We start from the raw sequence: 25,489 nt of genomic DNA on the forward strand, positions 1-25,489 counted from the left end.
ACTAGAGCTCGCCGACCTTGCGCAGGTAGCGCATCGCGGCCCAGCCCACCGGGATGCGCAGCCAGTAGGTCAGCACCCGGAACAGCACCGCCACCGACGTGGCCACACCGGGGTTGACCCCGACCACCGCCAGCGCACCGCCGAGCGCGAGCTCGGTCGTCCCCACACCACCCGGGGTCGGGGCGACCGACCCTGCCGTGTTGCCGACCAGGAACACGATCGCGACCTGCACCAGCGACAGGTTCTGCCCGAACGCCCGCAGGCAGACCTCGAAGGCGAGGACGTAGCCCAGCGTGGTGAGGGCGTTCCCGGCGATGCCGAGCAGCAGGCGGCTGGGCTGGCCGACGACCTCGATCAGGCGCGGCCAGGTCTGCTGCAGGGTGGGCACCGTCTTGGCCGCCACCCACTGCCGGACCCGGGGCACCAGCATCAGCGCGGCGATCAGGCCGACCAGGATCCCGATCGCCAGCACCACGGTCGGGGAGATCGTGAACCGCTCCAGCTGGTTGGTGCCCGACGCCACCGACAGCACCAGCAGCATCAGCAGCGTCACCACGAACTGGGAGACCTGCACCAGCGCCACGGTCGCGGTGGCCAGCGCGCCGGACACCCCGCGCTTGGTCAGCAGGCGCAGGTTGAGCGCCGCCGGACCGATGCCCGCCGGTGCCGCCAGGGCGACGAAGGTCGCGGCGGACTGGGTCACCGTCGCGCGCCAGAGCGGGATCTTCTGCGGGGCGAACGCGACCAGGGTCAGCGCTGCGCCGAACAGCGTGCTCATCCCGAACGCGAACGCGAGCAGGCTCAGCCGCCAGTCGGTCTCCGCCAGCGCGTCCAGGATGGTCTGCAGGTTGATCGTGGTGAGCAGCACGATGACCGCGGCCACGGTCAGCAGGATGGTGATCAGGGTGCGCGCCCCGAAGCGGTTCAGCGCGACCGGCTCCACGTCGGCCTGCGGCAGCCGGGCGACCAGGGCGGACCGCAGCTCGGCCAGCACCTGCTTGTGCGCGCGCAGCTCCTCCCGGGTGCGCTGGGGCAGCGCCACGGTCTGCAGCAGGGGGCCGATCGCGGCGATGTCGCCCTCGTCCAGCACCGCGACCGCGGACTCCAGCGCCCGTGCCGGGCCGACCCGGAGTGCGAGCAGCGCGACCATCTGGGTCCGGTCCATCCGCTGGGCCAGCTCGGAGGAGGCGACGTCGCCCTGCTCCCAGCCGATCAGCCAGACCTGGGGCGCGCCGTCGGCGTCCCGTCCGAGCAGCACCACGTCACTGGTCAGCGCGCGGTGCGCCAGCCCGGCCTCGTGCGCGGTGCCGAGCTGCGCCCAGATCGCGCGCAGCGCCTCGTCGTCGATCGCGTCCGGATCCAGGTCGGCCAGCGGCACCGCGTCCGCGACCCGGTCCTGGACCAGGATCATCGACGCGTCGGCCTCGGAGACCGCGTGCAGCTGCGGTGCCCGGACCCCGGCGGCGGAGGCGGTGTAGCTCAGCAGCGCCGAGCGCTCGGCGGCCTGGCGCAGGGAGACCGTCGACCGGCCGTCCAGCCCGCGCAGCCGGATCGAGCGCCACAGCCGGGACAGGAAGCCGATCACCTGACGGTCGCCGTCGTAGATCAGCACGTCGTACTGCGACCCGGTGACGGTGGTCATCTCGTACACGCGATGGTCGGAGTACCGGGCCATGCCGCGGGCCGCCGGGGTGCCCGGCTCGTCGTCCGGCACCGGGGAGTCGTCGGTGGGCACGGCGTCCGGCACCCGCACCAGGAGCTCCGGGTCGAACCCGGCCCGGCGGATACCGGCGACGAGACTGCTGCCGTACGCGCGCTCGGACCGGACCCCGGACACGTACCGGGTGGCGAGGCCGCCGGCCCGGCCGATCAGCAGCGAGAGGCCGATCCCGGTGATCGACACCGACCCGGTGATCACCATGATCCCGATCGCGACCCACACCAGGTTCCACGACCACAACACGGTCCGGCGGCGGGTGCGCGGCCCGGTCGCGGTCAACAGTCCGGCGATCAGGGCGATGTAGCCCGGGACGGTCACGGTCCAGGTGCCGCCGAGCCGCACCGACAGCCCCGCGACCAGCTCGTCCGATCCCAGGTGCTCGACCAGCCAGAGCACGGTGGAGGACGCCAGCACGGAGGCCACCGCGGCGGCCACGCCCTCCAGCATCTGCCGGCCGAGCCGCCGGAACGCCAGCTCGATCAGCACCGCCGTCGGCACGAAGAACGTGACGACGCTCTCCAGCAGCGCGGTCGGTACCACCAGCAGGTCCTGCAGCAGTGAGGCGACGCCCTCGACGTCCTCGGCGACGCCGGAGGTGGTGTTGTGCGCGTAGGTCGCCAGCACCATCACCAGCACCGCACCGACCAGGCTGAGCACCACGCCCAGCAGGTCACTGGGATGGTGGACCCGGTTCTCCGGGGTGTCGACGATGCGTGTGTGCGACGCCGGGGCGGCCTCGCCGTCGGACCGCCCGGGCGCCGCCGGCGCGCTGGTCGGTGCGTCGGACATGGTTCGGAGTGTAGGCAGCCGTCGGCCGCGGCGAGGGGAGGACGGTCCGCTCGCGCGCGATTCCGTCCTTGCGACGGAGTTCCCGCCCCGCCGGGGTCATCCCCGAGGAGGATGCGCCGTCCCCGTGGTGCCCGGAACCGTCCCGGGCTAGCGTGACCAGCGCAGGGAGCGCCCGCTCCCGGCGGACAGGAGGCACTCAGGTGGACGTGAACGGACGGATCGCGACCCTGCTCGGCCGGGTCTGGTGGATGCCGGTCCTGCGCGGGGTGCTCCTGGTCGTGCTCGGTCTGCTGATGCTGGTCGAGCCGCTGCGCACGCTGAGCGCCCTCGGCTGGATCTACGGCATCTTCGCGGTGGCCGACGGCCTGGTGGTGCTGGCCCAGGCGTTCCTGGTCCGCCGCCGTCCCGGCCTCGGCTGGTGGGTGGCGGAGGCCCTCGTGTCGATCGCCTTCGGCCTCCTGATCATGGCGTGGCCCGGCCTGACCGCCCTGGTGCTGTTCTACCTGCTCGCGCTCTGGGCGCTGGTGGTCGGCGTGATGGCGCTGATCGTCGCGGCCACCCAGTTCCGCGCCCGCGACCTCGGCTGGGTCGGCACCCTGATGTTCGGGCTGATCGCCTTCCTGTTCGGGGCGATGCTGGCGATCCAGCCGCAGGAGTCGCTGACCGTGGTGGTCGCGATGTTCGGGCTGTTCGCCCTGGTCGGCGGCGCGGTGATGATCGTGGCGGGGTTCGTGACGCGGTCCTTCGGCCGGCAGCTGCGGGCGTTCACCGAGTCCGCGGAGTCGGCGGGGACGGTCAGCTGATCCCGAGCGCCGCCAACCACGCCGCGGGGATCAGCGCGTAGCCCACGAAGGCGACCACGTCGAGCAGCGTGTGCGCCACCACCAGCGGCATCACCCGCCGTCGGCGCCGGTAGTACTCGGCGAACACCACACCCATCACGGCGTTCCCGATGAACGGCCCGATGCCCTGGTACAGGTGGTACGAACCGCGCAGCAGCGCACTCGCGGCGATGATCGCCACCGGCCCCCAGCGGAGGTCGCGCAGCCGCTCCATCAGGTAGCCGACCACGATCACCTCCTCCAGCAGCGCGTTCTGCAGGGCGGAGAGCAGCAGCACCGGAACGGTCCACCAGGCGCTGTTCAGGGCCGAGGCCTGCACCTCCACCGTGATCCCGATCGCGCGGCCGATCGCGTACAGCGCGAGGCCGGGGATGCCGATCACGGCGGCCAACCCGACGCCGACCCCCAGGTCGCGCAGCGGGCGCGCCCGGTCCAGTCCGATCCGGCGCAGCGAGCTCCGGCCGTTCTGGGACAGCAGGTACAGCGCGAGGGCGACCGGGATCAGCGCGAAGCCGATCGACAGCAGCTGGTAGGTCAGGTCCAGGTACGGACGGGACGACTGGCTGGTGTTCAACGCGGTCGACTGCTCGCGCAGCGACGTGTCCGCGGTCAGCCGCGCGACGATGTTGACCAGGGCGTAGACCCCGGACTTGCCGAGCGACAGACCCAGGACGATCCAGATCTCCACCCCGATCCGGCGTCGGCGGGCGCGCTCGGAGGGCTGCGGGACGGCGGTGGTCGTCACGGCCGGTGCGACGGCGTCGGGCTGGGACACCTGGGCAGGGTACGACCGGATGCTCGGAGTTCGCTGGACGGACGCCGGAAGGCCGCTCAGCCGCGCAGCGCCGCCGCGGCCGCCTGCACCAGCGCCGGATCGGTGACCGTGTACCCGGCGTCCCCACCGCCACCGGGACCGCCGTCGGCCTGCACCGACCGGCTCGCCGACAGGTGCACCGCGTGCACCCCCGCCCCGACCAGCGCGGGGACGTCCCCCGGCCGCACGCCGCCCCCGGCCATGATCTGCACCCGGCCGGCCGCGTGCGCCACCAGTGCGGCCAGTCGGTCGATCCCGTCGGCGGCACGGGCGGCGCCGCCGGAGGTCAGCACCCGGGTCACGCCGGCCTCGGCCAGCAGGTCCAGGGCGGTCAGCGGGTCGGCGACGGTGTCGATGGCGCGATGGAAAGTGACCGGGAGTCCGTCGGCGGCCTCGGTCAGCCGGCTGAGCAGCGGGAGGTCGATCTGCCCGTCGGCGGTGAGTCCGCCGACCACGACGCCGTCGGCCCCGGAGGTGCTCACCAGACGGATGTCCCGGATCAGCACCTCGGCCTCGTGCTCGGCGTAGGTGAAGTCGCCCGGTCGGGTCCGGATCAGGACGTGGATCTCCGGGGCGGGGCGGGCGGCACCGCGCAGGAACCCGCGTTCGCCGAGCACCGTGCCGAGCATGCCGGCTGAGGGGGTGAGCCCCCCGGTGGCGGCCAGCCCCGCGCACAGCTCGACCCGGTCGGCCGCGGACTCGGCGGCGATCCGGTAGCCGACGGGGTCCTGTACGGCGATCTCCAGGGCAACGGTCACGGGGGTCCTCCAGCAGCGGGTCGACGTCGACTGTTCGACATCATGCCGCAGCGGGAGGACCCCGTGGGGTCAGCGGAACCGGCGCAGCCGCAGCGAGTTCGTGACCACCAGCACCGAGGAGAAGGCCATCGCGGCCCCCGCGATCATCGGGTTCAGCAGTCCCAGCGCGGCCAGCGGGATCGCCGCCACGTTGTAGGCGAAGGCCCAGAACAGGTTCTGCTTGATGATCCGGAGCGTGCGCCGGGACAGCCGGATCGACTGGGCCGCCGAGCGCAGGTCACCGCGGACCAGGGTGACGTCGGCGGCCTCGATCGCCACGTCGGTGCCGGTGCCCATCGCCAGGCCGAGGTCGGCCGTGGCCAGGGCGGCGGCGTCGTTCACGCCGTCGCCGACCATCGCGACCCGGGCGCCCGCACGCTGGAGGGCGGTGACCCGGTCGACCTTGTCGGCGGGCAGCACCTGGGCGATCACGTCGGTGTCGTCGATGCCGACCTCGGCGGCGACCCGGCGGGCGGCACCGGCGTTGTCGCCGGTGAGCAGGACCGGGCGCAGGCCGAGCGCCCGCAGGTCATCGACCGCCTGCGCGGAGGTCGGCTTGAGCGGGTCGCGCAGCACCAGGGCCGCGCGGGCGGCACCGTCCCACGCCGCCATCACCGCGGTGGCGCCGTCCTGTTCCGCGGCGGCGAACCCTGCGGCCAGGCCGTCATCCACGGTGATGCCCTGCTCGGACAGCCAGCCCGGCCGGCCGACCAGCACCCGGCGGCCGAGCGTGATACCGGTGTGCGGCGCGCGCACGACGCCCTCGACGCCACGGCCGGCGTGGTTGGCGAACTCGTGCACGTCCAGATCGGCGGTGTCCGCGGCGCGGGCGATCGCCTGCGCGATCGGGTGCTCCGACCGCGACTCGACGGCCGCGGCGAGGCGCAGGAACTCGTCGCGGTGCTCGTGGCCGCCGACCGCGATCACGTCCACCAGCTCCATCCGGCCCTCGGTGAGGGTGCCGGTCTTGTCCAGCACGACGGTGTCGATGGTGCGGGTCTGCTCCAGTGTCTCCGGGCCCTTGATCAGGATGCCCAGCTGGGCGCCGCGCCCGGTGCCGACCAGGAGGGCGGTCGGGGTGGCCAGGCCGAGGGCGCACGGGCAGGCGATGATCAGCACGGCGACCGCCGCGGTGAACGCCGCCTGGGCCGAGCCGCCGGACAGCAGCCAGACGGCCAGCGTCCCGACGGCCAGCACCAGCACCACCGGCACGAAGACCGCGGAGATCCGGTCCGCCAGTCGCTGCACCGGCGCCTTGCCGGTCTGGGCCCGGGTGACCAGGCGGCCGATCTGGGCCAACCGGGTGTCCTCGCCGACCCGGGTCGCCCGGACGACCAGATGGCCCGAGGTGTTGAGGGTGGCCCCGGTGACCTCGTCGCCGGGGGAGACGTCCACCGGCACCGGCTCACCGGTCAGCAGGCTGGTGTCCACCGCGCTGCTGCCCTCGACCACGATCCCGTCGGTGGCGACCTTCTCCCCGGGCCGGACCGCGAACTCGTCGCCGGCGGACAGCTGCCCGATCGGGACCCGGCGTTCGGTGCGCCGGCCGTCCGCGCCGGTGACCAGCAGGGCGACCTCCTTCGCGCCCAGGTCGAGGAGCGCACGCAGCGCGTCCCCGGCCCGGCGGCGCGAGCGGTGCTCGGCGTACCGGCCGGCCAGCAGGAAGGTGGTGACCACGGCCGCCACCTCGAAGTACAGCTCCGGCATCCCGCCGTGCGAGTCGGCGGCGGGCCAGAGCGTCGGGGTCATGGTCATGCCGAGCATCCCGGCGCCGCCGAACAGCAGCGCCCACAGCGACCAGCCGACCGCCGCGATGATCCCGATCGACACCAGGGTGTCCATGGTCGAGGCCCCGTGGCGTGCGGCCCGGGCGGCGGCACGGTGGAACGGCCAGGCCGCCCAGGTCGCCACCGGGAGCGCCAGCACGGTGACCAGCCACTGCCATCCGGTGAACTGCAGCGCCGGGATCATGCTGAGCAGCACCACCGGCACCGACAGCACGGTCGCGACCCGCAGCCGGCGGCGCAGGTCCGTGCCGCGCTCGTCGGTGGGGGCGGAGGTGTCCTCGTCCGGGTCCATCTCGTGACCCGGGGCCATGGTGTGACCGGACAGCGCGTGCTCGGCCGGGTCCATCCCGGGCATGGCTCCGTCGTGGTGGCCGTCGTGCGCGGGGGCCGCCGAGCCGGTGCCCCCGGTGACGGTGGCCTCGTAGCCCGCCTTGCGGACCGCCTCGACCAGCGCCTCGGCGTCCGGCGTCTCGCCGTCGACCGGACGCAGCTCGACGTGGGCCGACTCCAGCGCCAGGTTCACCGTGGCCTGTGCGCCCGGCACCCGGTTGAGCCGCTTCTCCACCCGGGCCACGCAGGACGCGCAGGTCATGCCCTGCACCGCCAGGTCGACGGTCCCCGTCGGTGCGACGGGGAAGGGTGTCCCGGCTGTCACAGCAACGATCCCTTCGGGGTGACGGCGTAGCCCGCCTCGTCGACCGCCGCGGCGATCGCGGCGTCGTCCAGCGGGCCCTCGGACGTGACGGTGACCGGCGACGAGCCGCCCGCGACCAGGTCGACCCGGACGTCCTGCACGCCGGGCAGCGCGGTCAGCTCCTCGGTCACGTGCTTCACGCAGTTGCCGCAGGTCATGCCGTCGACGGAGAAAGTGGTGGTGGTCATCTCGATGTCCTCTCGGGGTGGGATGTCAGCTGCGGACCAGGCGGGCGATGGCATCGGCGGCCTCCTTGACCTTGGCCTCGCCCTCCTCGGGCGACGTCCGCGCCGCGTCCACCACGCAGTGGCCGAGGTGGTCCTCGACCAGCGCGATGCTCACGGACTGCAGCGCCTTGGTCACGGCGGCGACCTGGGTCAGGACGTCGATGCAGTAGACGTCCTCGTCGATCATCCGGGCGATGCCGCGGACCTGGCCCTCGATCCGGCGCATCCGCTTGGCGTAGTCGTCCTTGTTCGGGGTGTAGCCGTGCATGGGTGCCTCCTGGCTGCCGGGTCGACAGCAGGAACGCTATACCCCCTAGGGGTATTCCGGCACCCCGCCGGCGGAGGTCACCGGCAGGTGCAGCGTGAACGTGGTGCCGACGCCTTCGGCGCTGGTCACCGTGACCCCGCCGCCGTGTGCCCGGACGATCGCCCGGGTGATGGTGAGCCCCAGACCGACCCCCGGCACCGCGTGGCGGACCGCCGTGGACGCGCGGAAGAACCGCCCGAACAGGCGATCCAGCTCCTCGGCCGGGACACCGATCCCGGTGTCGGCGACCGCCACGGTCACCTCGTGGTCGCCGGAGTCGTGTGCGGGGCCGGCCGACAGCGTGACCGTGACCGAGCCCCCGGACGGAGTGAACTTGACCGCGTTGGAGATCAGGTTGTCCACCGCCTGCCCGAGCCGGCCGGTGTCGCCCCGGACCAGCGGCACCCGCTCCGGCACGTCCGCGACGATCGCGACCCCGGCCCGTCGACCGGCCGGTGCGGCCGATTCCACCGAGGCGGCGATCACGGTCCGGAGGTCGACGTCGCTCAGGTCGAGCGGCACACCGCCCGCGTCCACCTGCGCGGTGAACAGCAGGTCGTTGACCAGGCGCAGCAGGCGGCGGGCATTGCGCTCGGCCACGTCGATGTACCGGTCCTGATCCTCGGTGAGCGGGTCGTCCCGCAGCAGGTCGAGGTGGCCGAGGACGGCACTGACCGGGGTCCTGAGCTCGTGGGAGACTGTGCCGACGAATTCGTTCTTCACCCGCTCGGCCTCGTGGACCTGGGTCTGGTCGGCCGCGACGAACAGGTATCCGACCACCCGCTCGTCCTCGTCCTGCCGGGCGGTGCACGCCACGAGCACGGGCACCGTCGAGCCGTCCTGCCGCAGCCAGGTCCACTCGCGCACCTCGGCCCGCCCCGGCCCGACCGCACCGATCAGCGCGTCGAACGCGGTGCCGCCCGCCGGGCGGGGGCGTGCGGCGATCTCCTGCGGGTCGATGAACTCCAGCACCGAGCGCCGGCCCTGGGTCTCGGCCGGGGCCGGTCCGAGCAGAGCGGCCGCGCCGGGGTTCCAGACCTGGATCAGGCCGGAGCCGTCGGTGCCGATGACGGCCTGCTCGGTGACGGCGTCGAGCACGCTGCGGGTCAGGCGATCGGCCGCCCGGAGCCGGGCCTCGCCGGCACGCAGCGACACCACCGTCGACCGGACCTGGCGGGCGACCTCGTTGATCGCCAGTGCTGCGAGCGCGTAGACGAACGGGCCGAAGATCGTGCGCCACACCTCCCGGCCGCCCGGCTCGGCGCGCCCGAGGAGGAAGGGCAACGCCAGGGCGAGCGAGGTGGCCAGCGCGGCGACCGCGGCGAACCGGCGGCCGGGCTCGGTCGCGATCCACACCACGGGCAGGACGAGCATGGGCGTGAAGACCGAGGTCGCCCCGCCGGTGCCCACCCGGAAGAACCCGATCGCGAGGACCGACAGCAGCGGCACGACCAGCACCCAGGAATCCCCGTCCAGGGCCGGGTCGTGCCGCGGATGGCGGCGGGTGGACCACGCGGCGATCACGGTCGCGACGACCTCGATGCCGACCCCCGCCAGCAGCGAGGGGGTGTGATCCAGGTGGGTCCCGGGTGCGGCCGCCACGATCGTGGTCGCTGCGGCGAAGGCGATGACCGTGGGCAGGTGACGGGTCATCACCGACAGCGTGAGCCCCGCGGTCGACCCGGTGGCCGCGGATCCTGCGGCCTCGGCGCGGCCGCTCATGACAGCACGCGGCCCACCAGCACCACCAGCGCGGTGGCCAGCGCCGCCACGAGCGCCTGGACCGGCAGCCGTCGCTCCAGGCGCCGGTCGCGGTCGAGCTCCCGCTGGAGCTCGAGGTCGAGCTCGGGAGCGGGCGCGGGGGCGAGCGGGCCGGCCGTCGTCGGACGGGTGGGTCCCGGCCGGGGCTCGGGGTCGGTCCCGGCCGGCGTGACCCGGACGTGCCGTCCGGTGTGCGGTGTGGTCATCCCAGTACCCTCCCGATCTTCTCGGTCTTCTCCCAGGCGGTCGACGCGCCCCGGATCTCCCGGTAGAACGCGTCCACCGCGACGGCGCACTGCAACGGCCCGTACCCCACCAGGTAGACCAGGACCGGGGTCAGGAAGCGGCCCACCCGGGTCGGCTCGATCAGACGTGCGATCCAGGCGCCCACCATCGCCAGCGAGACCCACAGGTAGACCACCACTGTCCAGATCACGTGCCCGGCCGGCGTGAGCTGCAGGCCGAAGACGCCGGGAAGCCGCTCCTCCAGCAGTCCGGGGAAGAACGCGGTGACCATCACGGCCACCGACAGCAGCCCGGGGAAGAGCAGCGCCTGCCACCAGCTCGCGCGGGCGACCACCGGGTCGAGCTGCAGGCTGAAGACCACCGCGAACAGGTAGAGACAGGCGGCGCTGATCCACAGCGCGCGGAAGGCGACCTGCGCCAGGGGGTGGTCGAGGGCGAACAGTCCCAGGAAGGCCAGCGGCACGACCACCATGACCAGCGGGAGCACCAGAATGCTGAACCACTGCAGGGCGAAGGTGGCGCGGCCGAGCCCGGGGTGCTTGCCGTGCCGGAACCACAGCCACCGGTAGCGCCGGGTGACCTGGAGGTTGCCGCGGGCCCAGCGCAGACGCTGTCGCCACAGCGCGTCCACCCCCTGGGGTTCCTCGGCGAGGACGACGGCGTGCGGCTCGAACACCGCCCGCCGGCCGTGCAGCTGGGTTTCGAAGGTCGTGATCGTGTCCTCGGCGAGGGTGTCGGTGTCGATCAGGCCGCCCAACGCCTCCAAATTCGCGCGGGAGTGCAGTTGAGCGCCTCCGGCCAGGCAGGCCATCGCCGACACGACGTTCTGCGCGCGCCGGGCGGCCAGCTGGCCCAGGACGTATTCGAAGGCGATGAACCGGGTCAGGTAGTTCTTGTCCCGGCTGCCCTCCCGGATGTAGGCGGTGACCGCACCCACGGCGGGATCGGCCAGGTGCCGGGTCATCTTGCGCAGGGCGTCGCGCTCGTAGATCACGTCGGCGTCCATGACCAGCACCGCCTGCATCCAGTCGTCCTCCAGGGCGGTGCGCAGGCCGTGGTTGAGGGTGTGCGCCTTGCCCTCACCGCCGTTCTCGCGCCGGAGGTGGCGGACCGAGCCGGGGTAGAGCCGCTCGCGGTCGCGCACCACGTGCGGGGTGTCGTCGGTGCTCGCGTCGTCCACCACGTAGATCCGGAGCGCCTCGCGCGGGTACTCCAGCTGCATCAGCCGGTCGATGGACGCTCCGACCACGGCGCCCTCGTTCCACGCCGGGATCAGCACCACCACCCGGGGGAAGAACGGCGCGGCCTTCCGGTAGTGGTTGACCCGGCTGTGCAGGGCGACGAGCACGAACTGCACCGCGGTCGACACCACCGGGATCAATCCGGCCGCGATCACGGCGAGCAGCAGCACCGCCAGGATGGTGCGGAGCGTCTCTGTGGTCCCGGGGCTCACGCCAGCACCTCCGTCAGCGTGCGCCGCACCCAGGCGTAGCGTCCGACGTCGGTGGCGATGTGACTGTCCGTCGCCGCCACCAGCGCGATCCCCGCGGCATCGGCGATCCGGAGGGCACGGGGTGCCGGGCAGCGCCACTTCTCGTTCACCTCGAGCACGGCACCGGAACGCGCCAGGGACGACGCCCAGCGGTCGAGCTGCGCGTCGTCGAGATCCGCCTCGGACAGGCCGACCTTGGGCAGGATCGAGAAGCAGTGCGCGACCTGCACGTGGGCGGCCCGTCCAGCCGCGTGCACGACCGCCCGGTCCAGGGCGTCCAGCAGCCGGTCGAGCAGGCGGTGCGGGTCGCCGCCCTCGGCCAGGTGGCGTGCCGTCCGGTGCGGCGTCCAGGGGCCGTCCGGGCCGGGGAACTGGTGGTCGGCCACCAGGACCGCGTCCACCCCGAGGTCGCCGGCTGGGAGGCCCAGGGTCCCGCGCTCGTCCAGGATCTTGGTCTCCACCCCCGTGGACACCCGCAGTCCCTCGGGTGGGTCCAGCTCCCGGACCGCCCGGACGAACCCGGGCAGCCAGGTGGTGGTCGCGCGGACGTGCTCGACCATCCGCAGCTCGGTCAGACCGAGCGCGGCCGCGGCCGCGAGGTTCCCGGCCGGCGTGCTGTGCGCGTCGTCGGAGAAGGTCGAGTGCACGTGGTGGTCACCGGTCAGCAGGTCGGCGCTCACGGCTCCTCCTGGTGGGCGGCGTACGCCGAGCGCAGGATCTCGCCCGGCGGGCAGAACACGTCCTCGAGGAAGCGGACGCCGGCGATCTCGTGGAACGGGAGCCGGGCGGGCAGCGGACGACCCAGGGCGAGGTCCAGCGCGAGGGCCGGCAGATCGGCGCCGGCCGCGATCGTCAGGGGCAGCGCACCCGGGAACCTCGGGTTGACCTCGAGCAGCGCAGGTCGGCCGGCGACGTCCCGCCGCAGCTGGACGTTCGCGACCCCGACCAGCCCGATCGCCTCGGCCGTGGCAGAGGCGGCCTGTTCCAGGTCGTGGTCGCGCACGGTCATCCCCGCGATCGAGACGCCCGAGTCCACCCGGGAGCGGGTGCGGGGCACGGCGGTCACGACCCGACCCGAGGCGTCGGCCAGGACGTCCACCGAGTACTCCTCGCCCGGCAGCAGCTCCTGGACGATCAGGGTGGGATCGGGGGCCAGGGCACGCAGGGTGTCGCGGTCGGGCACCTGGCGGACCCCCCGGGAGCCCGATCCGCTGCGCGGTTTCACGATCACCGGGAACCGCCAGTCGGCCTCCGCCGCCGACCCGTCCAGCACCCGGGTCTCCGGCACCCGCACCGAGGGCGCACACCGCGCGGCGAGTGCGGCCTTGTCCAGGCAGAGCCGCAACGTCTCGGTGGCCGGCGCGGCCAGGGTGGTGCCCGCCGTCCGGAGGTCCTCCCGGGTGTCGGCGAGCGGGAGCAGTTCGGCGTCGACGGTCGAGAACAGCACGTCGATCCGGTCCACGGCGCAGAGCTCGCCGATCGCCTGCGCGAAGCCGGGCTCGGCACCGGGCGGCACGAGCCGGCGGCGGTCGGTCGGCACCAGGTAGAGCCCGGCGGCCCAGCCGTCCATGTCCGCCGCGTACACCTCGACCCCGGGCCGTCGCAGCAGCGAGCGCAGCACCGCCACCCCGGCCGGCCCGCCGACGCCGGTGACCAGGACGCGGGTCATCCCCGGTCCTCCAGCTCGGCCCGCCGGCTCGCACCGGTGGCCTGGCTGCCCTCGGCGCGCGCGACCTCCACGGCGTCCCGGACGATCTCCAGGGGCTCGACCGACGTCCCCTCCCCGAACCGCGACCAGTAGCGCGCCGTGGCCAGGACGAAGTCGGGCGCCAGGTAGCCGCGGATGCCGGACTGGGTCGCGAAGCAGTCCAGGAGGGCGAGCTTCGCGTCGGTGAAGCCGTCGATCGGCACGAAGCGGCTCGGCCGGAAGTCGACCGTGGCCGACGGACTCTGATAGCACGCCACCGTCCGCACCCGCCGGGTGGCCACCATGGTCGCGTCGTGCACCGCCCGGTGGTCCTGATGACGGTCGTGGTGGCTGTGGGTGTAGACGATCCCGGGCTCCACCTCCGCGACCACCCGTTCGATGATGCCGACCGTCGGCTCCGCCCCGGGGATCTCGGTGTCGGTCAGGTCCTCCAGGAACAGCCGCGCCCCGAGCTGCTCGGCGGCCGCCAGGGATTCGTGCTGGCGATCGGCGGCCGCACCGCCGCGTGCGCCGTGGGACAGGGTGAGCAGCACCAGGGCGTCCCCGGCGGCGTGGTGCGCGGACAGGATCCCGCCGACGCCGATCTCCACGTCGTCGGGATGCGCCCCGATCGCCAGCACGACCTGTCGCGGGCTGGCGGAACGGGCGGCACGGCTGCGGAGCGCCAGACGCTGCACCACGTCGACCAGGTCCGCGCCGGGCACCGGTTTGGTCAGGAACTCGTCAGCCTGCTGCCGGAGCGCGGCGACGGCGTAGTCCACCGAGACGTGGGCGGTCATCACCACGACGGCCAGCGCGGGACTGCGGGAGCGCAGCAGGGCCAGCAGCTCCAGCCCGGTCATCCCGGGCATCTGGATGTCGGTGACCACCACGTCCGGGTCGAACCGCGTGACAAGGTCGGGCGCCTCGGCGGGATCGCCCAGCGCCACCACCTCGCATCCGGCGCGCTTGCGCAGGACCGTCGCGGTGTACGACAGGACGTCCGGGTCGTCGTCGATGACGACCACGCGTACTGGATCCATCATTCCCCCTGCACCGCCGGGTACGGCCGACGGTCGTCTCGACCGGCAGCGGACGGAGCCGATCGATGTGGCGTCATCGTGGCCCGATGCGGCGTGGACCGCATCCGGGGTGCTCTGCGCCGAAGGGGTGGACCTCGGCGCCCCGGGCTCACGCGACAGTCCCGGATGCCGATGTCACGGGCGGAGCCGGACACCCGGTCCGCCGCACCCGGACGAAGGAACTTCTGCGATGACGCTGCGTCGAGGCGCTCCCCCCGTCGGCACGACCCCGCCGCCCGCCGCCCGGGAGAACGTGGTGGCCGCCCAGTTCCGTCCCGAGCGCCGGGGCGTGACCTTCGGCCTGCTGGGGATCGGGGCGGCCGCGGGCCTGCTGGTCGGCGCCGTCTGCGGGGTCGGCAGTGCCACGGCCGCCCAACGGGCCGACCGGGACGCCGTGCACGCGGAGAGCGTGCGGGTGGCCGAGCTGGACAGCGCGGTCGGCGAACGCGCCGATCGGCTGGACGACCGGGAGGCCGACCTGGACGCACGCGAATCCGATCTGACCGAGCGGGAGACGACGGCCCAGACCGCCGAGGACGCGGTGAGGGCCGCCCAGCAGCAGGTCGACGAGCAGCAGGCGACCGTGGACGCGGCCACCGCCGCCGTGACCACCCGGGAGAACGACGTCACCGTGCGGGAGGACGACGTGACCGCCCGGGAGGCCGCCGTGGCCGCCGCGTCGACCCGGACCGGGAGCGGCGCGTCCACCACGACGACGACCCAGGCGGCCGCACCGGCGGCCGGGGCGTCGACCTACTACAAGAACTGCGACGCGGCACGGGCCGCCGGTGCGGCTCCGGTCCACAGCGGCGACCCCGGATACCGCGCCGGGCTGGACCGGGACGGCGACGGGATCGGCTGCGAGTAGGGCCACGACCGGCGCAGGACCGGCCTCGGCCCACGGCTCAGGCCAGCGCCCGCCACTCCTCGCGCCGCCGCTCCTGCTCCGCCGGGTCCGGCACCGGCAACGAGGCCAGCAACCGCCGGGTGTAGTCCTCCCGGGGCGCGCCGAGCACCTGCGCCCCGGTGCCCTCCTCGACCAGCCGGCCGTGGTGCAGCACCGCGATCCGGTCGGCCAGCAGGTCCACCACGGCCAGGTCGTGGCTGATGAACAGGCAGGCGAAGCCGAGCGACTCCTGGAGCTCGGCGAACAGCTCCAGCACCCGGGCCTGCACCGACACGTCCAGCGCACTGGTCGGCTCGTCGGCGATCAGCAGCTCCGGGTCGAGGGCGAGCGCCCGGGCCAGGGAGGCGCGTTGCCGCTGTCCGCCGGACAGCTCGTGCGGGAAACGGTCGCCGTAGGAGCGGGGCAGCTGCACCGACTCGAGCAGATCGTCCACGGTGGACCGCGCCTCGTCGACCGTGCGGGCCCGGCCGTGCACGATCAGCGGCTCGGCGACGCACTGGGCGATGGTGAGCAGCGGGTTGAAGCTGGTCGCCGGGTCCTGGAACACGAAGCCGATCCGGCGGCGGATCGGCCGGAACGTGCGCTCGCGGACCCCGTTCATCTCGGTGCCGAGCACCCGGAGCGAGCCGCCGGACACCGGGGTGAGCCCGGCGATGGCGCGACCGATGGTGGTCTTGCCGGAGCCGGACTCGCCGACCAGGCCGAGCACCTCGCCGGGCCGGATGGCCAGGGAGACGCCGTCGACCGCGCGGAATCCGGGCCGACGGAACCGGCCGGGGTAGACGATCTCCAGGTCGGCCGCCTCGACCACCGGGGTGCTCGCCGCCCAGTCGGCGGGCCGGGCGGCGGCGCGGGCCTCGGCGTGCGCGGTGCCGGTGCCGATCCGGGGGACCGCGTCCAGCAGGCGGCGGGTGTACTCGTGCGCGGGGGCGCTGAACAGCTGCCGGACCGGCGCCTGCTCGACGATCTCGCCCTGGTACATCACCGCGACCCGGTCGGCCAGGTCCGCGACCACGCCCATGTTGTGGGTGATCAGCACGATCGCGGTGCCGAACTCGTCCCGGCAGCGGCGCAGCAGGTCGAGGATCTCCGCCTGCACGGTGACGTCCAACGCGGTGGTCGGCTCGTCGGCGACGATCACGCCGGGGTCGAGCACCAGGGCCTGGGCGATCACGATCCGCTGCTTCTGCCCGCCGGAGAACTCGTGCGGGTACTGGTCGATCCGGTGCTCCGGGTCGGGGATGCCCACCCGGCGCAGGATGTCGATCGCGGCGGCCCGGGCCGCCTGGCGGCCGAGCTTCCGGTGGGCGCGCAACCCCTCGATGATCTGCCAGCCGACGGTGAACACCGGGTTCAGGGCGGTGGACGGCTCCTGGAAGACCATCGCGGCGTCCCGGCCGCGCACCTGGCGCAGCGCGCCGCCGCGCAGGCTGACCACGTCGTGCTCGCTGGAGCCGTCCTTGCTGGTCAGCACGACCGCGCCCCGCGTGGTGGCGGTGGACGGCAGCAGGCCGAGGATGGTCTTGCTGGTGACGGTCTTGCCGGAGCCGGACTCGCCGACCACGGCCAGCACCTCCCCGGCACCCACCTGCAGGCTGACGTCGTCGACGGCGCGGACCGTCCCGGCGTCGGTGGCGAAGGAGACCGACAGGTTCTCGATCCGGACCACGGGGCCGCTCATCGGGCTCCCCCTTCCAGTTCGGCCGCGTGCCCGGGCAGCGCACCGCCGGGGACGACGGAGGTCTGTGCCGTGCTCGCGGTGTCCCCGGACACCTCGGCGGCGCGGCGGCGGGTGCGCAGTCGCGGGTCCGCCAGGTCGTTCAGCGATTCGCCGACCAGGGTCATGCCGAGCACCACCAGCACGATCGCGATGCCCGGGAAGGTCGCGGTCCACCAGACGCCGGAGCTGACGTCGGAGATCGCCTTGTTCAGGTCGTAGCCCCACTCGGCGGCGGCGGTGGCCTCGATGCCGAAGCCGAGGAACCCGAGCCCGGCCAGGGTGAGGATCGCCTCGGAGGCGTTCAGCGTGATGATCAGCGGCAGGGTGCGGGTGGCGTTGCGCAGCACGTGCCGGAACATGATCCGGCGGTGACCGGCGCCGATCACCCGGGCCGATTCCACGAAGGCCTCCGCCTTGACCCGCACCGTCTCGGCCCGCACCACCCGGAAGTACTGCGGGGTGAACACCACGGTGATGGACAGGGCGGCCGCCAGGACCCCGCCGATCATCGACGACTGGCCGCCGCTGATCACGATCGCCAGCACGATGGCCAGCAGCAGGGACGGGAAGGCGTAGACCGCGTCCGCGATCACGACCAGCACCCGGTCCAGCCAGCCGCCGAAGTAGCCGGAGACCAGGCCGAGCAGCACGCCGATGAACAGCGACGCGGTCACCGCGATCACGATCACCAGCAGTGCGGTGCGCGATCCCCAGATCACCCGGGACAGCACGTCGTAGCCGCCGACCGTGGTGCCGAGCAGGTGCTCCGACGACGGCGGCTGGGTGGCGCCGAACAGGCCGGTGTCCGGACTGCGCAGCTGGCCGTAGCCGTAGGGCGCGAGCAGCGGGGCGAACAGCGCGGCCAGCAGGAAGATGCCGGTCAGGATCAGCCCGGCGACCAGCATGCCGCGCTGCAGGCCGACGCTCTGCCGCAGCTGATGGACGACGGGAAGCTTGTTCCAGCGCATCAGTACCTCACCCTCGGGTCGATCAGCGCGGCGATCACGTCGACCACGAAGTTGCTCAGCGCGACCACGATCGCGAGCATCACGACGATGCCCTGCACGGCCACGAAGTCGCGGGCCTGGAGGTACTGCGACAGCTGGAACCCCAGACCGCGCCACTCGAAGGTGGTCTCGGTCAGCACCGCGCCGACCAGCAGCATCGCCACCTGCATGCCGACCACGGTGATGATCGGGATCAGCGCCGGGCGGTAGGCGTGCTTGCGCAGCAGCCGGGACTCCCTGACGCCGCGGGACCGGGCGGCCTCCACGTAGCCGGAGCCGAGGGTGCCGATCACGTTGGTGCGCACCAGCCGCAGGAACACCCCGGCGGTCAGCAGGCCGAGGGCGATGGCGGGCAGCACCGCATGCTGGAGCACGTCGGCGACGATCTCCCCGTTCCCGGTGCGGAGGGCGTCGATCAGGTAGATGCCGGTGGGGTGGTCCAGGCGCCGCATGGCGAGCTCGGAGCGGTTGGACGCCCGCCCGGCGACCGGGAGCCAGTCCAGCTGCACCGCGAAGATCAGCTTGAGCAGCAGTCCGGCGAAGAACACCGGGGTGGCGTAGCAGGCGATCGCGAACACCCGGAGCAGCGCGTCCGGCACCTTGTCCCGGAAGTACGCGGCGACCAGGCCGAGCGGGATGCCGACCAGGAAGGCGACGATCAGCGCGTAGAACGCCAGCTCCAGCGTCGCGGTGCCGAAGGTGGTCAGCACCTCGGTCACCGGGCGGCTGTCCGAGAGCGTGGTGCCCAGGTCGCCGCGGAACAGGTCGCCGAGGTACTCGACGTACTGGGTGAGGATCGGCCGGTCGTAGCCCGCGGCGTGGATGCGTTCCGCGAGCTGGTCGGCGGGCAGTCGTCCGCCCTGGGCTGCGGTGATCGGGTCGCCGGTGGCCCGCATCAGGAAGAAGACCGTGGTCACCAGGATGAACACGGTGGGGATGATCAGCAGGAAGCGGATCAGGATGTAGCGCCCGAGACCGCCGCCGGAACGCTTGGGCGGGCCGGACTTCGGGACATCGACCGTCGTGGGGTCGAGGGTGGTGGACGTCATGTCACTCCTGACAACGCCCCGGGGCGGGCCGCACCGTGTGCGGCCCGCCCCGGGACTGAGGGATCAGCTACGGCTCAGCGCGCCGTAGCGGAACTTGAAGGACGCGTCGAGCGTGTTCTCGGCACCGGAGATGTCGGTGCCGGTCACGGCGACCTGCGCGCCCTGCAGGTAGGGCACCGTGGACAGGTCCTGGGCGACCAGGCCCTGGATCTGCTCGATCAGCGCGGTGCGCTCGTCGGCGTCCGGGGTGACCGCCTGCTGCAGGATCAGGTCGTTCACCGTCGGGTTGTCGTAGTGGTTGCCCAGGAAGTTGTCGGTCAGGAAGAACGGGGTCAGGTAGTTGTCCGCGTCCGAGTAGTCCGGGAACCAGCCGAGCTGGTACGCCGGGTAGACGTCCGAGGTGCGGTCCTTGGCGTACTGCACCCACTCGGTGGTCTGCAGGTTCACCGTGAACAGGCCGCTGGACTCCAGCTGGTCCTTGATCAGCGCGTACTCCTCGCCGGAGGACGGGCCGTAGTGGTCGTTCGAGTACTGCAGGTTCAGCGTGACCGGGGTCTCGACGCCCGCGGCCTCCAGGGCTGCCGTCGCCGCGTCCGCGTCCGGGCCGCCCTCGTGGTCGCCGTACAGGTCCTTCAGCGACTCGGTGGCGCCGGTCAGGCCCTCCGGCACGTAGGAGTACAACGGGGTGTAGGTGTCCTTGTAGACCTGCGAGGCGATCTCCTCGCGGTCGATCAGGTCGGCCACCGCCTGCCGCACCGCCAGCGCCTTGGCCGGGTCGGCCTCCGCGGTCGTGTTGCCGAACGGCTGGGTGTCGAAGTTGAAGACGATGTACCGGATCTCACCGCCCGGGCCGTCGACCACCTGGACGTCGTCGTTGCCCCGCAGGTCCTCGATGTCGGTGGCGGACAGCGAGCGGAACGCCACGTCGATGTTCCCCTCCTGGATGTCCAGCTTCAGGTTCGAGGCGTCGGTGAAGTACTGCACGTCCACCGCGTCGTTCTCCGGCGCGCCGAGCAGGCCCTGGTAGTCCGGGTTGGCGGCGTAGCTGACCAGGTCGTTCTGGCTGTAGTCGGTGATCGTGTACGGACCGGCGAACGCCTGCCCGTCGACGATGTCCTGGTCCGGCGTCAGCGCGTCGGGGGAGAACACGTCCTCGTCGACGATCGGGCCGGCCGGGCTGGACAGGATCTGCGGGAAGACCTGGTCGTTCTCGGTCTTCAGGTGGAAGACGACGGTGGTGTCGTCCGGGGCGTCCACGCTGTCCAGGTTGTAGAGCAGCGAGCCGGGGCCGTTGCCGTCGTCCGCGCCGGACTCGAAGATCGACAGCTGCCGGTCGAAGGTGAACTTCACGTCCGAGCTGGTCAGGTCGTTGCCGTTCGCGAACGTCAGGCCGTCCTTCAGCGTGACCGTGTACTCGGTGGGGCTGGTGAACTCCGCCGACTCGGCGATGTCCGGCTCCACCTCCGGGCTGCCGAACGGGGTGTTCATCAGGAACGGGTACACCTGGTTCATCACCGCGAAGGACCCGTTGTCGTAGGAGCCGGCCGGGTCGATGGTGGTGATCTTGTCGGTGGTGCCGATCAGGATCGAGTCGCCCCCGCCGCCTCCGCCCCCGGTGCTGTCGTCGTCGCTGCCGCCACTGCCGCAGGCAGCGAGCAGGAGACCGGCGACCGCCAGACCGGCGGTCGGGGCGATCAGGCGTCGGCGCGGGTGGTGCGCTGTCATGGTGGTCCTCGATTTCCGTGTCGTATCCCCTGGACCGTCGACGGCCGGGTCCGACAGCGGTGCCGGTCGGACGACGACGGGTGACGCACGTGTCACACAGATGCCTGTGACGTGGGGCACAGGAAAGCACAGCGAGCCGCGGATTGGTACATCCCTGTGTTAACGGGATGTTTCGGGATCATCCGGGCGCAGGTCAGGTGCCGGTGACCGGTGAGTAGCCGGTGGGGCCGGACGAGGAGGTCGCGAAGGCCAGCCAGCCCAGTCGGGTGACCGGGACCAGGCCGACCCGGATCGCGGACACCGCGAGCTCACCGGGTGCCAGCGGCACTGTCGGTGTCCGGGCACCGGGCTGGTCCGGCTGCGCGTTCACGTGCACCGACACCACGTTCGGCAGCGCGTTGATGCCGGTCCCGACGAGTGAGGTCGCCGTGTCGACCGCCGAGGTCACCGTGCCGATGAACGCCGCCTCCGCGCCGCTGAGTCCATAGAGCGTGCTGGTCAGCGAGGTGGCGAGGGCGGTGCGGATCAGCGGCACCAGGGTGGGCATCAGGGTGTTCACCGCGGTGCAGACCGCGGCGGTGGTGACGCCGCAGGAGTTCAGACCCGACCAGGTGACGGTCCCGGTCCCGGCCGCCAGCGTCGCCAGGGTGCCGGACGCGGTGATCTGCAGTGTTCCCAGACTCACGGCTGAGTTGAGCAGGGTGAGCGGCACCGTGACGACCAGGGTCGCGCTGGCGGAGTCCAGCGCGCTGCGGGCCGTCGAGAGCACCTCCGTCCGCTGGCCGGCGAGCAGGGTGCCGACCGAGGAGACCGCCGACCCGAGCGTGGCGGTCGTGAGGACCTCGCTGTTCGGCGGCCGGCCGTTGAGCCCGGTGGTCGGATCGGTGAGGGCGGCGAGGTCGACCACCGTCGTCCCGGTGGCGAGGTCCAGCGTCACGGGGGTGCCGGTCCCGAGGGTGCGGCCGGTCAGGGCGCTCACCGCCTGCGGGAGGTTCGCCGAGGTGGTCAGCGTGGCGGTCGGCGTGCCGACGCCCACCAGGGTGAGCAGGCCGCCGGGGCCGGTCAGGACACCCAGCGTCGCGTTGCGCAGGCCCGTGACCACCGACCCGCCGGCCGACAGCGCGGACTGCAGTGTCGCGGCCGCAGAGTTCATCCCGGTCGACACCGCAGCGAGTGCTGTCGACCGCTCCTCCAGCCGGAGGTGCGCGACGCCGTAGTCGCGGGTCACGGTCCCCGCACTGAGGCAGCCGTCCTGCACGATGCTGGATCCCACCGCCCCGATCCGCAGCCGGATGTCGGTCAGGTCCGCCGCGGCGCCGCTGCCGAGTCCGCCGGCCAGCAGCGTGCTGCCGGCCAGGGTGCGGACGTCCACCGAGGCGACCTCCGGCAGTCCCGACCCCGGCGTCCGGGTGCCGGCGCTGACCACGCCGGAGTCGGAGACCGCCCCGGCCGCCCCGGCCGACACGCCGGTGCTGGTGGCGCGCGCGTACTGGGACAGCAGACCCGCCGCCGCGCCGTCCGCCAGCGGGACGGTCAGCGGGGACCCGAGGTCCAGGGCCGCGGTGCGCAGCGCGGAGACCGCGACCGGGTTCGCGTAGGCGTGGTCGCCGAGCGAGGTCGCGGTGGCGGGGGAGGGCAGCGACCCCGAACCGGGGTTCCGGACCAGGAGCGGCACCAGGGAGGCGGTGGCGTCGGTGGACCTGCCGAGCAGGGCCCCGGTGAAGAACTGGCCGCGCGCGCTGGTCCGGTAGAGCCCGGTGTCGCACCAGGTGGTCCGGGTGGACATCGCGGTGTGCACGTACTCCCCGTCGGTCCAGGCCGCATCGGTCAGCTCGGCCCGGGCCGGTCCGGATCGCAGTCCCCACACCGCCACCAGCAGGGACACCAGCCCCAGCACGACCGCGACGGACGCGGACCGGGTGCGGATCACGACCGCGTCCCGCCCACGCGGGGCGACCGGTGGCGGCGCGCGCGGCTGCGGTCGAGCAGGACGGCGCCGAGCAGCACGGCCAGCACGGCCCAGGCACCCGGTCGCAGGTCTGCTCCGGTGGTCGCCAGCCCCGGCGATCCCACCCCGCCGCCGGTGGTGCCGGTGGCGGTGGTCGTGCCGCCGGGCAGCTCGGCGGCGACCTCGTCGATCACGGCCGAGTCGCCGAACGCGTCGAACCGCAGGCCCAGGGACATCGTCTGGCCCTGTGCCTCGTCCGGCAGGTCCTCCGTGACGTCGATCCGCACCTCGACGTCCTGCGGGGCGTCGACGCTCAGCCGGCCCACCGCCTCGCGGTCGTGCCAGATGGCCCCCTCGACCGGAGGCAGCCGGATCTCACGGGCTCCTCCCGGGCAGCCGCCCGCGCCGTCCCAGCCCGCGTCGCACAGCACCAGGGTGATCCGGACCGCGTCGTCGAGCTCGACCAGCGCGCCACCGGCGATCACGCTGACCCAGAGCCAGCCGTCGGCGGAGTCCGCGCCCTGCGGCGGTTGTGCGCTCGTGGTCACGCGCCAGGTCAGGCTGGTGCCGGGGGAGAGCGGCCACGGACGGTCCGTCGGGAGCGACGACGTGACCCGCAGGACGTCGTCGCCCACGGAGTAGCCGTTCCGGGGCGGCATCGCCGGCGGTGCCGGGGACGGAGCGGCGGAGGCGGGGCCCGGCGTCGGCAGCACCACCACCGCGACCGCCAGCAGGGCGATCGCCGCCACCGAGCGCGCGGACCGCCCGGACCTCCCTGACCGCCCGGCCGGCATCCGGTGCCCCCGCGTCGAACGGGGCCACAGCGCCCACAGCACCAGGCCCGCGATCAGGCCGGTCAGCGCGGCCATCGTCGTCGGCTGTTGCAGGCGCACCAGGGCATACCCCACCCCCGGGGCGGCCGCGATCACGCGGCGGACCTCCGTCACGTCGTACGGGAACGGGTCCTCGGCGTCGTTCGCGTCCCCGCGCAGGTGCAGCCGGACCGTGCCCGGCCCCAGCGGTTCCACCGAGGTCACCCGGTGCGTCACCGGCAGCGGACCGAGCGGCGAGGCGACGGTCACCACGTCACCCACCCGGACCTCGGACGCGGGAACGGTCCGGACCAGGGCCGCGGCGCCGGTCGGGATGGTCGGCGTCATCGAGCCGGTCCGGAACACGATCACGCCCAGGTCGAACACGATCACCAGCACGATCGCCAGGGCGCAGATCGCGCCGAACGCCGCCGCGACGGTCAACAGCACCTCGCGGGTCAGATCGGCGACGCGCCGCCATCCGTTCCCGGGCAGGGCGGTGGCGCAGTGCGAGCCAGACATCTCCCGGTCACGAGCTCGTGGTCACGACGTTCCAGACCGGCGTGACCGTCTGGCCCTGGAGCGTCGCGGCGGTCGACGTGTCCGGCATCGTGATCTGGAAGCACAGGTCGACCGGGGTACCGCCGGTGGTGTCGTCCGGTGCGGCCAGGATCGTGATGCCCTCGGTGCCGTTCGCGGTGAGCGCCGAGGCGACCGGGACGATCTCCGTCCCGGTCCCGGCCGCGATGCCGGCGTCGTTGCAGGACGCCTGCGGCACGCCCGATCGGACGTGGTAGGTCAGGACGTCGAACAGCTCGGTGCTGGTCCCGGCCCCGGCCACCGCTCCGTTGAGCACCGCCGTCCCGCCGATCGAGCCGGGTGCCGCCCGCAACTGCATGGGCGCGTAGATGACCGCGCCGGGTGACAGCGACGCCGCGGCGACCGTGAAGTCGAGTCGCCCGGCCGAGGCGGCGGTCTCCCGGTTCTGGAAGCTCTCCCCGTCGTAGACGTTCTGCTCGACCTCGAAGACCGAGGTCCCGATCGGGGTGTCCCCGTCGGCTCCGCCGAAGATCCACTCGGTGTCGGTCCAGGCCGCCAGGGTGACGGCGGCGCCGACCCCGAGGACCCCGGCTGCGGCGAGCCCGGCGCGCAGCCGGCTCCCGGAGCGTCGTCTGCGGTCGCGGTGATCGACCGTGGTGATGGTGGACGCGTCGTCTGTACGCATGGATACCCCCGGATCCATCGGCGCATGCCCCCTGCATCCGCCGTCCACCGGGATGACGTCATCGTCCTCCCGGAGGCGCCACAGCACCCCCTGCTCGCTGTGACGCCCGGTCAGCATCGACCACGACCGGGCCGTTGTGCAATCACACAATGACGATTGCCCGCTTTGTGCATTTCTCCTCGGCGTGTCGGAGGAAAGCGCTTGCCGCGAGCGCGGCGGCGTCGGGTCACGAGCCGGAGTCGTGGTTCGCCCTGCGGTCCGCCCCGCGTCGCTCGGACCCGTCCTCGGCCACCCGCGCGCGCAGCCGTGCCCGGGCCCGGCTGACCCGGCTGGTCATCGCGGACACCGAGCACGCCAGGACCTCAGCCGCCTCGGTGCAGGTCAACCCGGCCACGACGGTCAGCAGCATCGCGTCGCGCTCGGCCCGCGGCAGCGCCGCCAGGAGGTCCTGCACCTGTCCGGCGGCCACCAGCGACTCGGCCGGGTCGTCGGTCTCCTCCCGGCTCGTGAGCGCCGCCCTGACGGCCAGCCGATCGCGCCGGGCGGCGGAGCGCCGCGCGTCACGGAGCTTGTTGCGCGCCACGCCGAACACCCAGGCGCGACGGCCGTCCAGGTCCCGGGGAATGTCCGCCCACCGCTGCCAGACGGTGGCGAAGGTCTCCGCGACGACGTCCTCGGCCGCGACGGCACCGATCCGGCGCGCGGCGAAGGCGCGCAGCTCGGCGTGGCAGGAGCGGAAGCACCGTGCGAACGCCTCGGCGGCGTCCTCCTCCGGGGCGCGACCGGGACCGGGTGCCGCCTTCCCTGGTCGCTGCATCCCGTGCCACCCCGCGTCCCCCGCGTCCCCCGCG

General features: G+C 73.3%; 22 protein-coding genes. 2 read left to right on the forward strand and 20 right to left on the reverse strand.

What is annotated here, in order from left to right; translation table 11 throughout:
- Position 1 precedes the first annotated feature (1 nt).
- A complete protein-coding gene (locus OGL89_RS03200; RefSeq protein WP_263118425.1) occupies positions 2–2,509 on the reverse strand; it encodes a lysylphosphatidylglycerol synthase transmembrane domain-containing protein in 2,508 nt (835 codons plus the stop codon).
- Positions 2,510–2,709: 200 nt separating this feature from the next.
- Here OGL89_RS03200 and OGL89_RS03205 point away from each other — a divergent pair, with 200 nt between their 5' ends.
- Complete coding sequence (locus tag OGL89_RS03205) at positions 2,710–3,312, forward strand: DUF308 domain-containing protein (RefSeq protein WP_263118426.1); 603 nt, start codon at positions 2,710–2,712, stop codon at positions 3,310–3,312.
- Here the strand turns inward: OGL89_RS03205 and OGL89_RS03210 are convergent.
- The 11 genes from OGL89_RS03210 to OGL89_RS03260 form a co-directional block, all read right to left on the reverse strand.
- Positions 3,305–4,096, reverse strand: coding sequence for a CPBP family intramembrane glutamic endopeptidase (locus OGL89_RS03210; RefSeq protein ID WP_263118460.1), 792 nt, complete (start codon positions 4,094–4,096; stop codon positions 3,305–3,307). The two genes, OGL89_RS03205 and OGL89_RS03210, sit on opposite strands and share 8 nt — an antisense overlap.
- A gap of 86 nt (positions 4,097–4,182) precedes the next feature.
- Positions 4,183–4,923 (reverse strand): copper homeostasis protein CutC, encoded by a 741-nt coding sequence (locus tag OGL89_RS03215; protein ID WP_263118427.1) that lies wholly within the window; start codon positions 4,921–4,923, stop codon positions 4,183–4,185.
- Positions 4,924–4,992: 69 nt separating this feature from the next.
- Positions 4,993–7,404, reverse strand: a complete 2,412-nt coding sequence (locus OGL89_RS03220; protein ID WP_263118428.1) for a heavy metal translocating P-type ATPase — start codon at positions 7,402–7,404, stop codon at positions 4,993–4,995.
- Entirely contained in the window at positions 7,401–7,631 is a 231-nt protein-coding gene (locus OGL89_RS03225) for a heavy-metal-associated domain-containing protein (protein WP_263118429.1), read from the reverse strand. The genes OGL89_RS03220 and OGL89_RS03225 overlap by 4 nt, the downstream gene beginning before the upstream one ends.
- Before the next feature lie 25 nt (positions 7,632–7,656).
- Positions 7,657–7,938: a metal-sensitive transcriptional regulator gene (locus OGL89_RS03230; protein ID WP_263118430.1), complete on the reverse strand. Its 282-nt coding sequence runs from the start codon at positions 7,936–7,938 to the stop codon at positions 7,657–7,659.
- A 45-nt stretch (positions 7,939–7,983) separates the two neighbouring features.
- Positions 7,984–9,699, reverse strand: a complete 1,716-nt coding sequence (locus tag OGL89_RS03235; RefSeq protein ID WP_263118431.1) for an ATP-binding protein — start codon at positions 9,697–9,699, stop codon at positions 7,984–7,986.
- Complete coding sequence (locus OGL89_RS03240) at positions 9,696–9,944, reverse strand: hypothetical protein (RefSeq protein ID WP_263118432.1); 249 nt, start codon at positions 9,942–9,944, stop codon at positions 9,696–9,698. Before OGL89_RS03240 ends, OGL89_RS03235 begins: the two co-directional genes overlap by 4 nt.
- On the reverse strand, positions 9,941–11,437 hold the full coding sequence (locus OGL89_RS03245) for a glycosyltransferase (protein WP_263118433.1): 1,497 nt from the start codon (positions 11,435–11,437) through the stop codon (positions 9,941–9,943). The genes OGL89_RS03240 and OGL89_RS03245 overlap by 4 nt, the downstream gene beginning before the upstream one ends.
- Positions 11,434–12,156 carry a PHP domain-containing protein gene (locus OGL89_RS03250; RefSeq protein WP_263118434.1) on the reverse strand — a complete coding sequence of 241 codons (723 nt, stop codon included), beginning with the start codon at positions 12,154–12,156 and terminating at the stop codon, positions 11,434–11,436. The genes OGL89_RS03245 and OGL89_RS03250 overlap by 4 nt, the downstream gene beginning before the upstream one ends.
- Complete coding sequence (locus OGL89_RS03255) at positions 12,153–13,145, reverse strand: ATP-grasp domain-containing protein (RefSeq protein ID WP_263118435.1); 993 nt, start codon at positions 13,143–13,145, stop codon at positions 12,153–12,155. The genes OGL89_RS03250 and OGL89_RS03255 overlap by 4 nt, the downstream gene beginning before the upstream one ends.
- Positions 13,142–14,191: a response regulator gene (locus OGL89_RS03260; RefSeq protein ID WP_346770664.1), complete on the reverse strand. Its 1,050-nt coding sequence runs from the start codon at positions 14,189–14,191 to the stop codon at positions 13,142–13,144. The genes OGL89_RS03255 and OGL89_RS03260 overlap by 4 nt, the downstream gene beginning before the upstream one ends.
- A gap of 244 nt (positions 14,192–14,435) precedes the next feature.
- On the opposite strand from OGL89_RS03260, the gene OGL89_RS03265 reads away from it, so the two are divergent.
- Positions 14,436–15,113 (forward strand): excalibur calcium-binding domain-containing protein, encoded by a 678-nt coding sequence (locus OGL89_RS03265; RefSeq protein ID WP_263118437.1) that lies wholly within the window; start codon positions 14,436–14,438, stop codon positions 15,111–15,113.
- A gap of 37 nt (positions 15,114–15,150) precedes the next feature.
- Here OGL89_RS03265 and OGL89_RS03270 read toward each other — a convergent pair whose 3' ends face one another.
- From OGL89_RS03270 to OGL89_RS03305, 8 genes are all read right to left on the reverse strand, one after another.
- Positions 15,151–16,833: an ABC transporter ATP-binding protein gene (locus OGL89_RS03270; RefSeq protein WP_263118438.1), complete on the reverse strand. Its 1,683-nt coding sequence runs from the start codon at positions 16,831–16,833 to the stop codon at positions 15,151–15,153.
- Positions 16,830–17,840, reverse strand: coding sequence for an ABC transporter permease (locus tag OGL89_RS03275; protein WP_263118439.1), 1,011 nt, complete (start codon positions 17,838–17,840; stop codon positions 16,830–16,832). Before OGL89_RS03275 ends, OGL89_RS03270 begins: the two co-directional genes overlap by 4 nt.
- Positions 17,840–18,928 carry an ABC transporter permease gene (locus OGL89_RS03280; RefSeq protein ID WP_263118440.1) on the reverse strand — a complete coding sequence of 363 codons (1,089 nt, stop codon included), beginning with the start codon at positions 18,926–18,928 and terminating at the stop codon, positions 17,840–17,842. Before OGL89_RS03280 ends, OGL89_RS03275 begins: the two co-directional genes overlap by 1 nt.
- Positions 18,929–18,991: 63 nt before the next feature.
- Positions 18,992–20,653: an ABC transporter substrate-binding protein gene (locus OGL89_RS03285; protein WP_263118441.1), complete on the reverse strand. Its 1,662-nt coding sequence runs from the start codon at positions 20,651–20,653 to the stop codon at positions 18,992–18,994.
- A 193-nt stretch (positions 20,654–20,846) separates the two neighbouring features.
- Positions 20,847–22,583, reverse strand: coding sequence for a choice-of-anchor G family protein (locus tag OGL89_RS03290; RefSeq protein WP_263118442.1), 1,737 nt, complete (start codon positions 22,581–22,583; stop codon positions 20,847–20,849).
- Complete coding sequence (locus OGL89_RS03295; protein ID WP_263118443.1) at positions 22,580–23,935, reverse strand: signal peptidase I; 1,356 nt, start codon at positions 23,933–23,935, stop codon at positions 22,580–22,582. Before OGL89_RS03295 ends, OGL89_RS03290 begins: the two co-directional genes overlap by 4 nt.
- A gap of 7 nt (positions 23,936–23,942) precedes the next feature.
- Positions 23,943–24,638 carry a SipW-dependent-type signal peptide-containing protein gene (locus tag OGL89_RS03300; RefSeq protein WP_263118444.1) on the reverse strand — a complete coding sequence of 232 codons (696 nt, stop codon included), beginning with the start codon at positions 24,636–24,638 and terminating at the stop codon, positions 23,943–23,945.
- Between the two features lie 226 nt (positions 24,639–24,864).
- Positions 24,865–25,455, reverse strand: coding sequence for a sigma-70 family RNA polymerase sigma factor (locus OGL89_RS03305; RefSeq protein WP_263118445.1), 591 nt, complete (start codon positions 25,453–25,455; stop codon positions 24,865–24,867).
- Between the last annotated feature and the right edge of the window lie 34 nt (positions 25,456–25,489).

This window comes from Cellulomonas sp. RIT-PI-Y, from assembly GCF_025642745.1.
Lineage (GTDB): Bacteria > Actinomycetota > Actinomycetes > Actinomycetales > Cellulomonadaceae > Cellulomonas.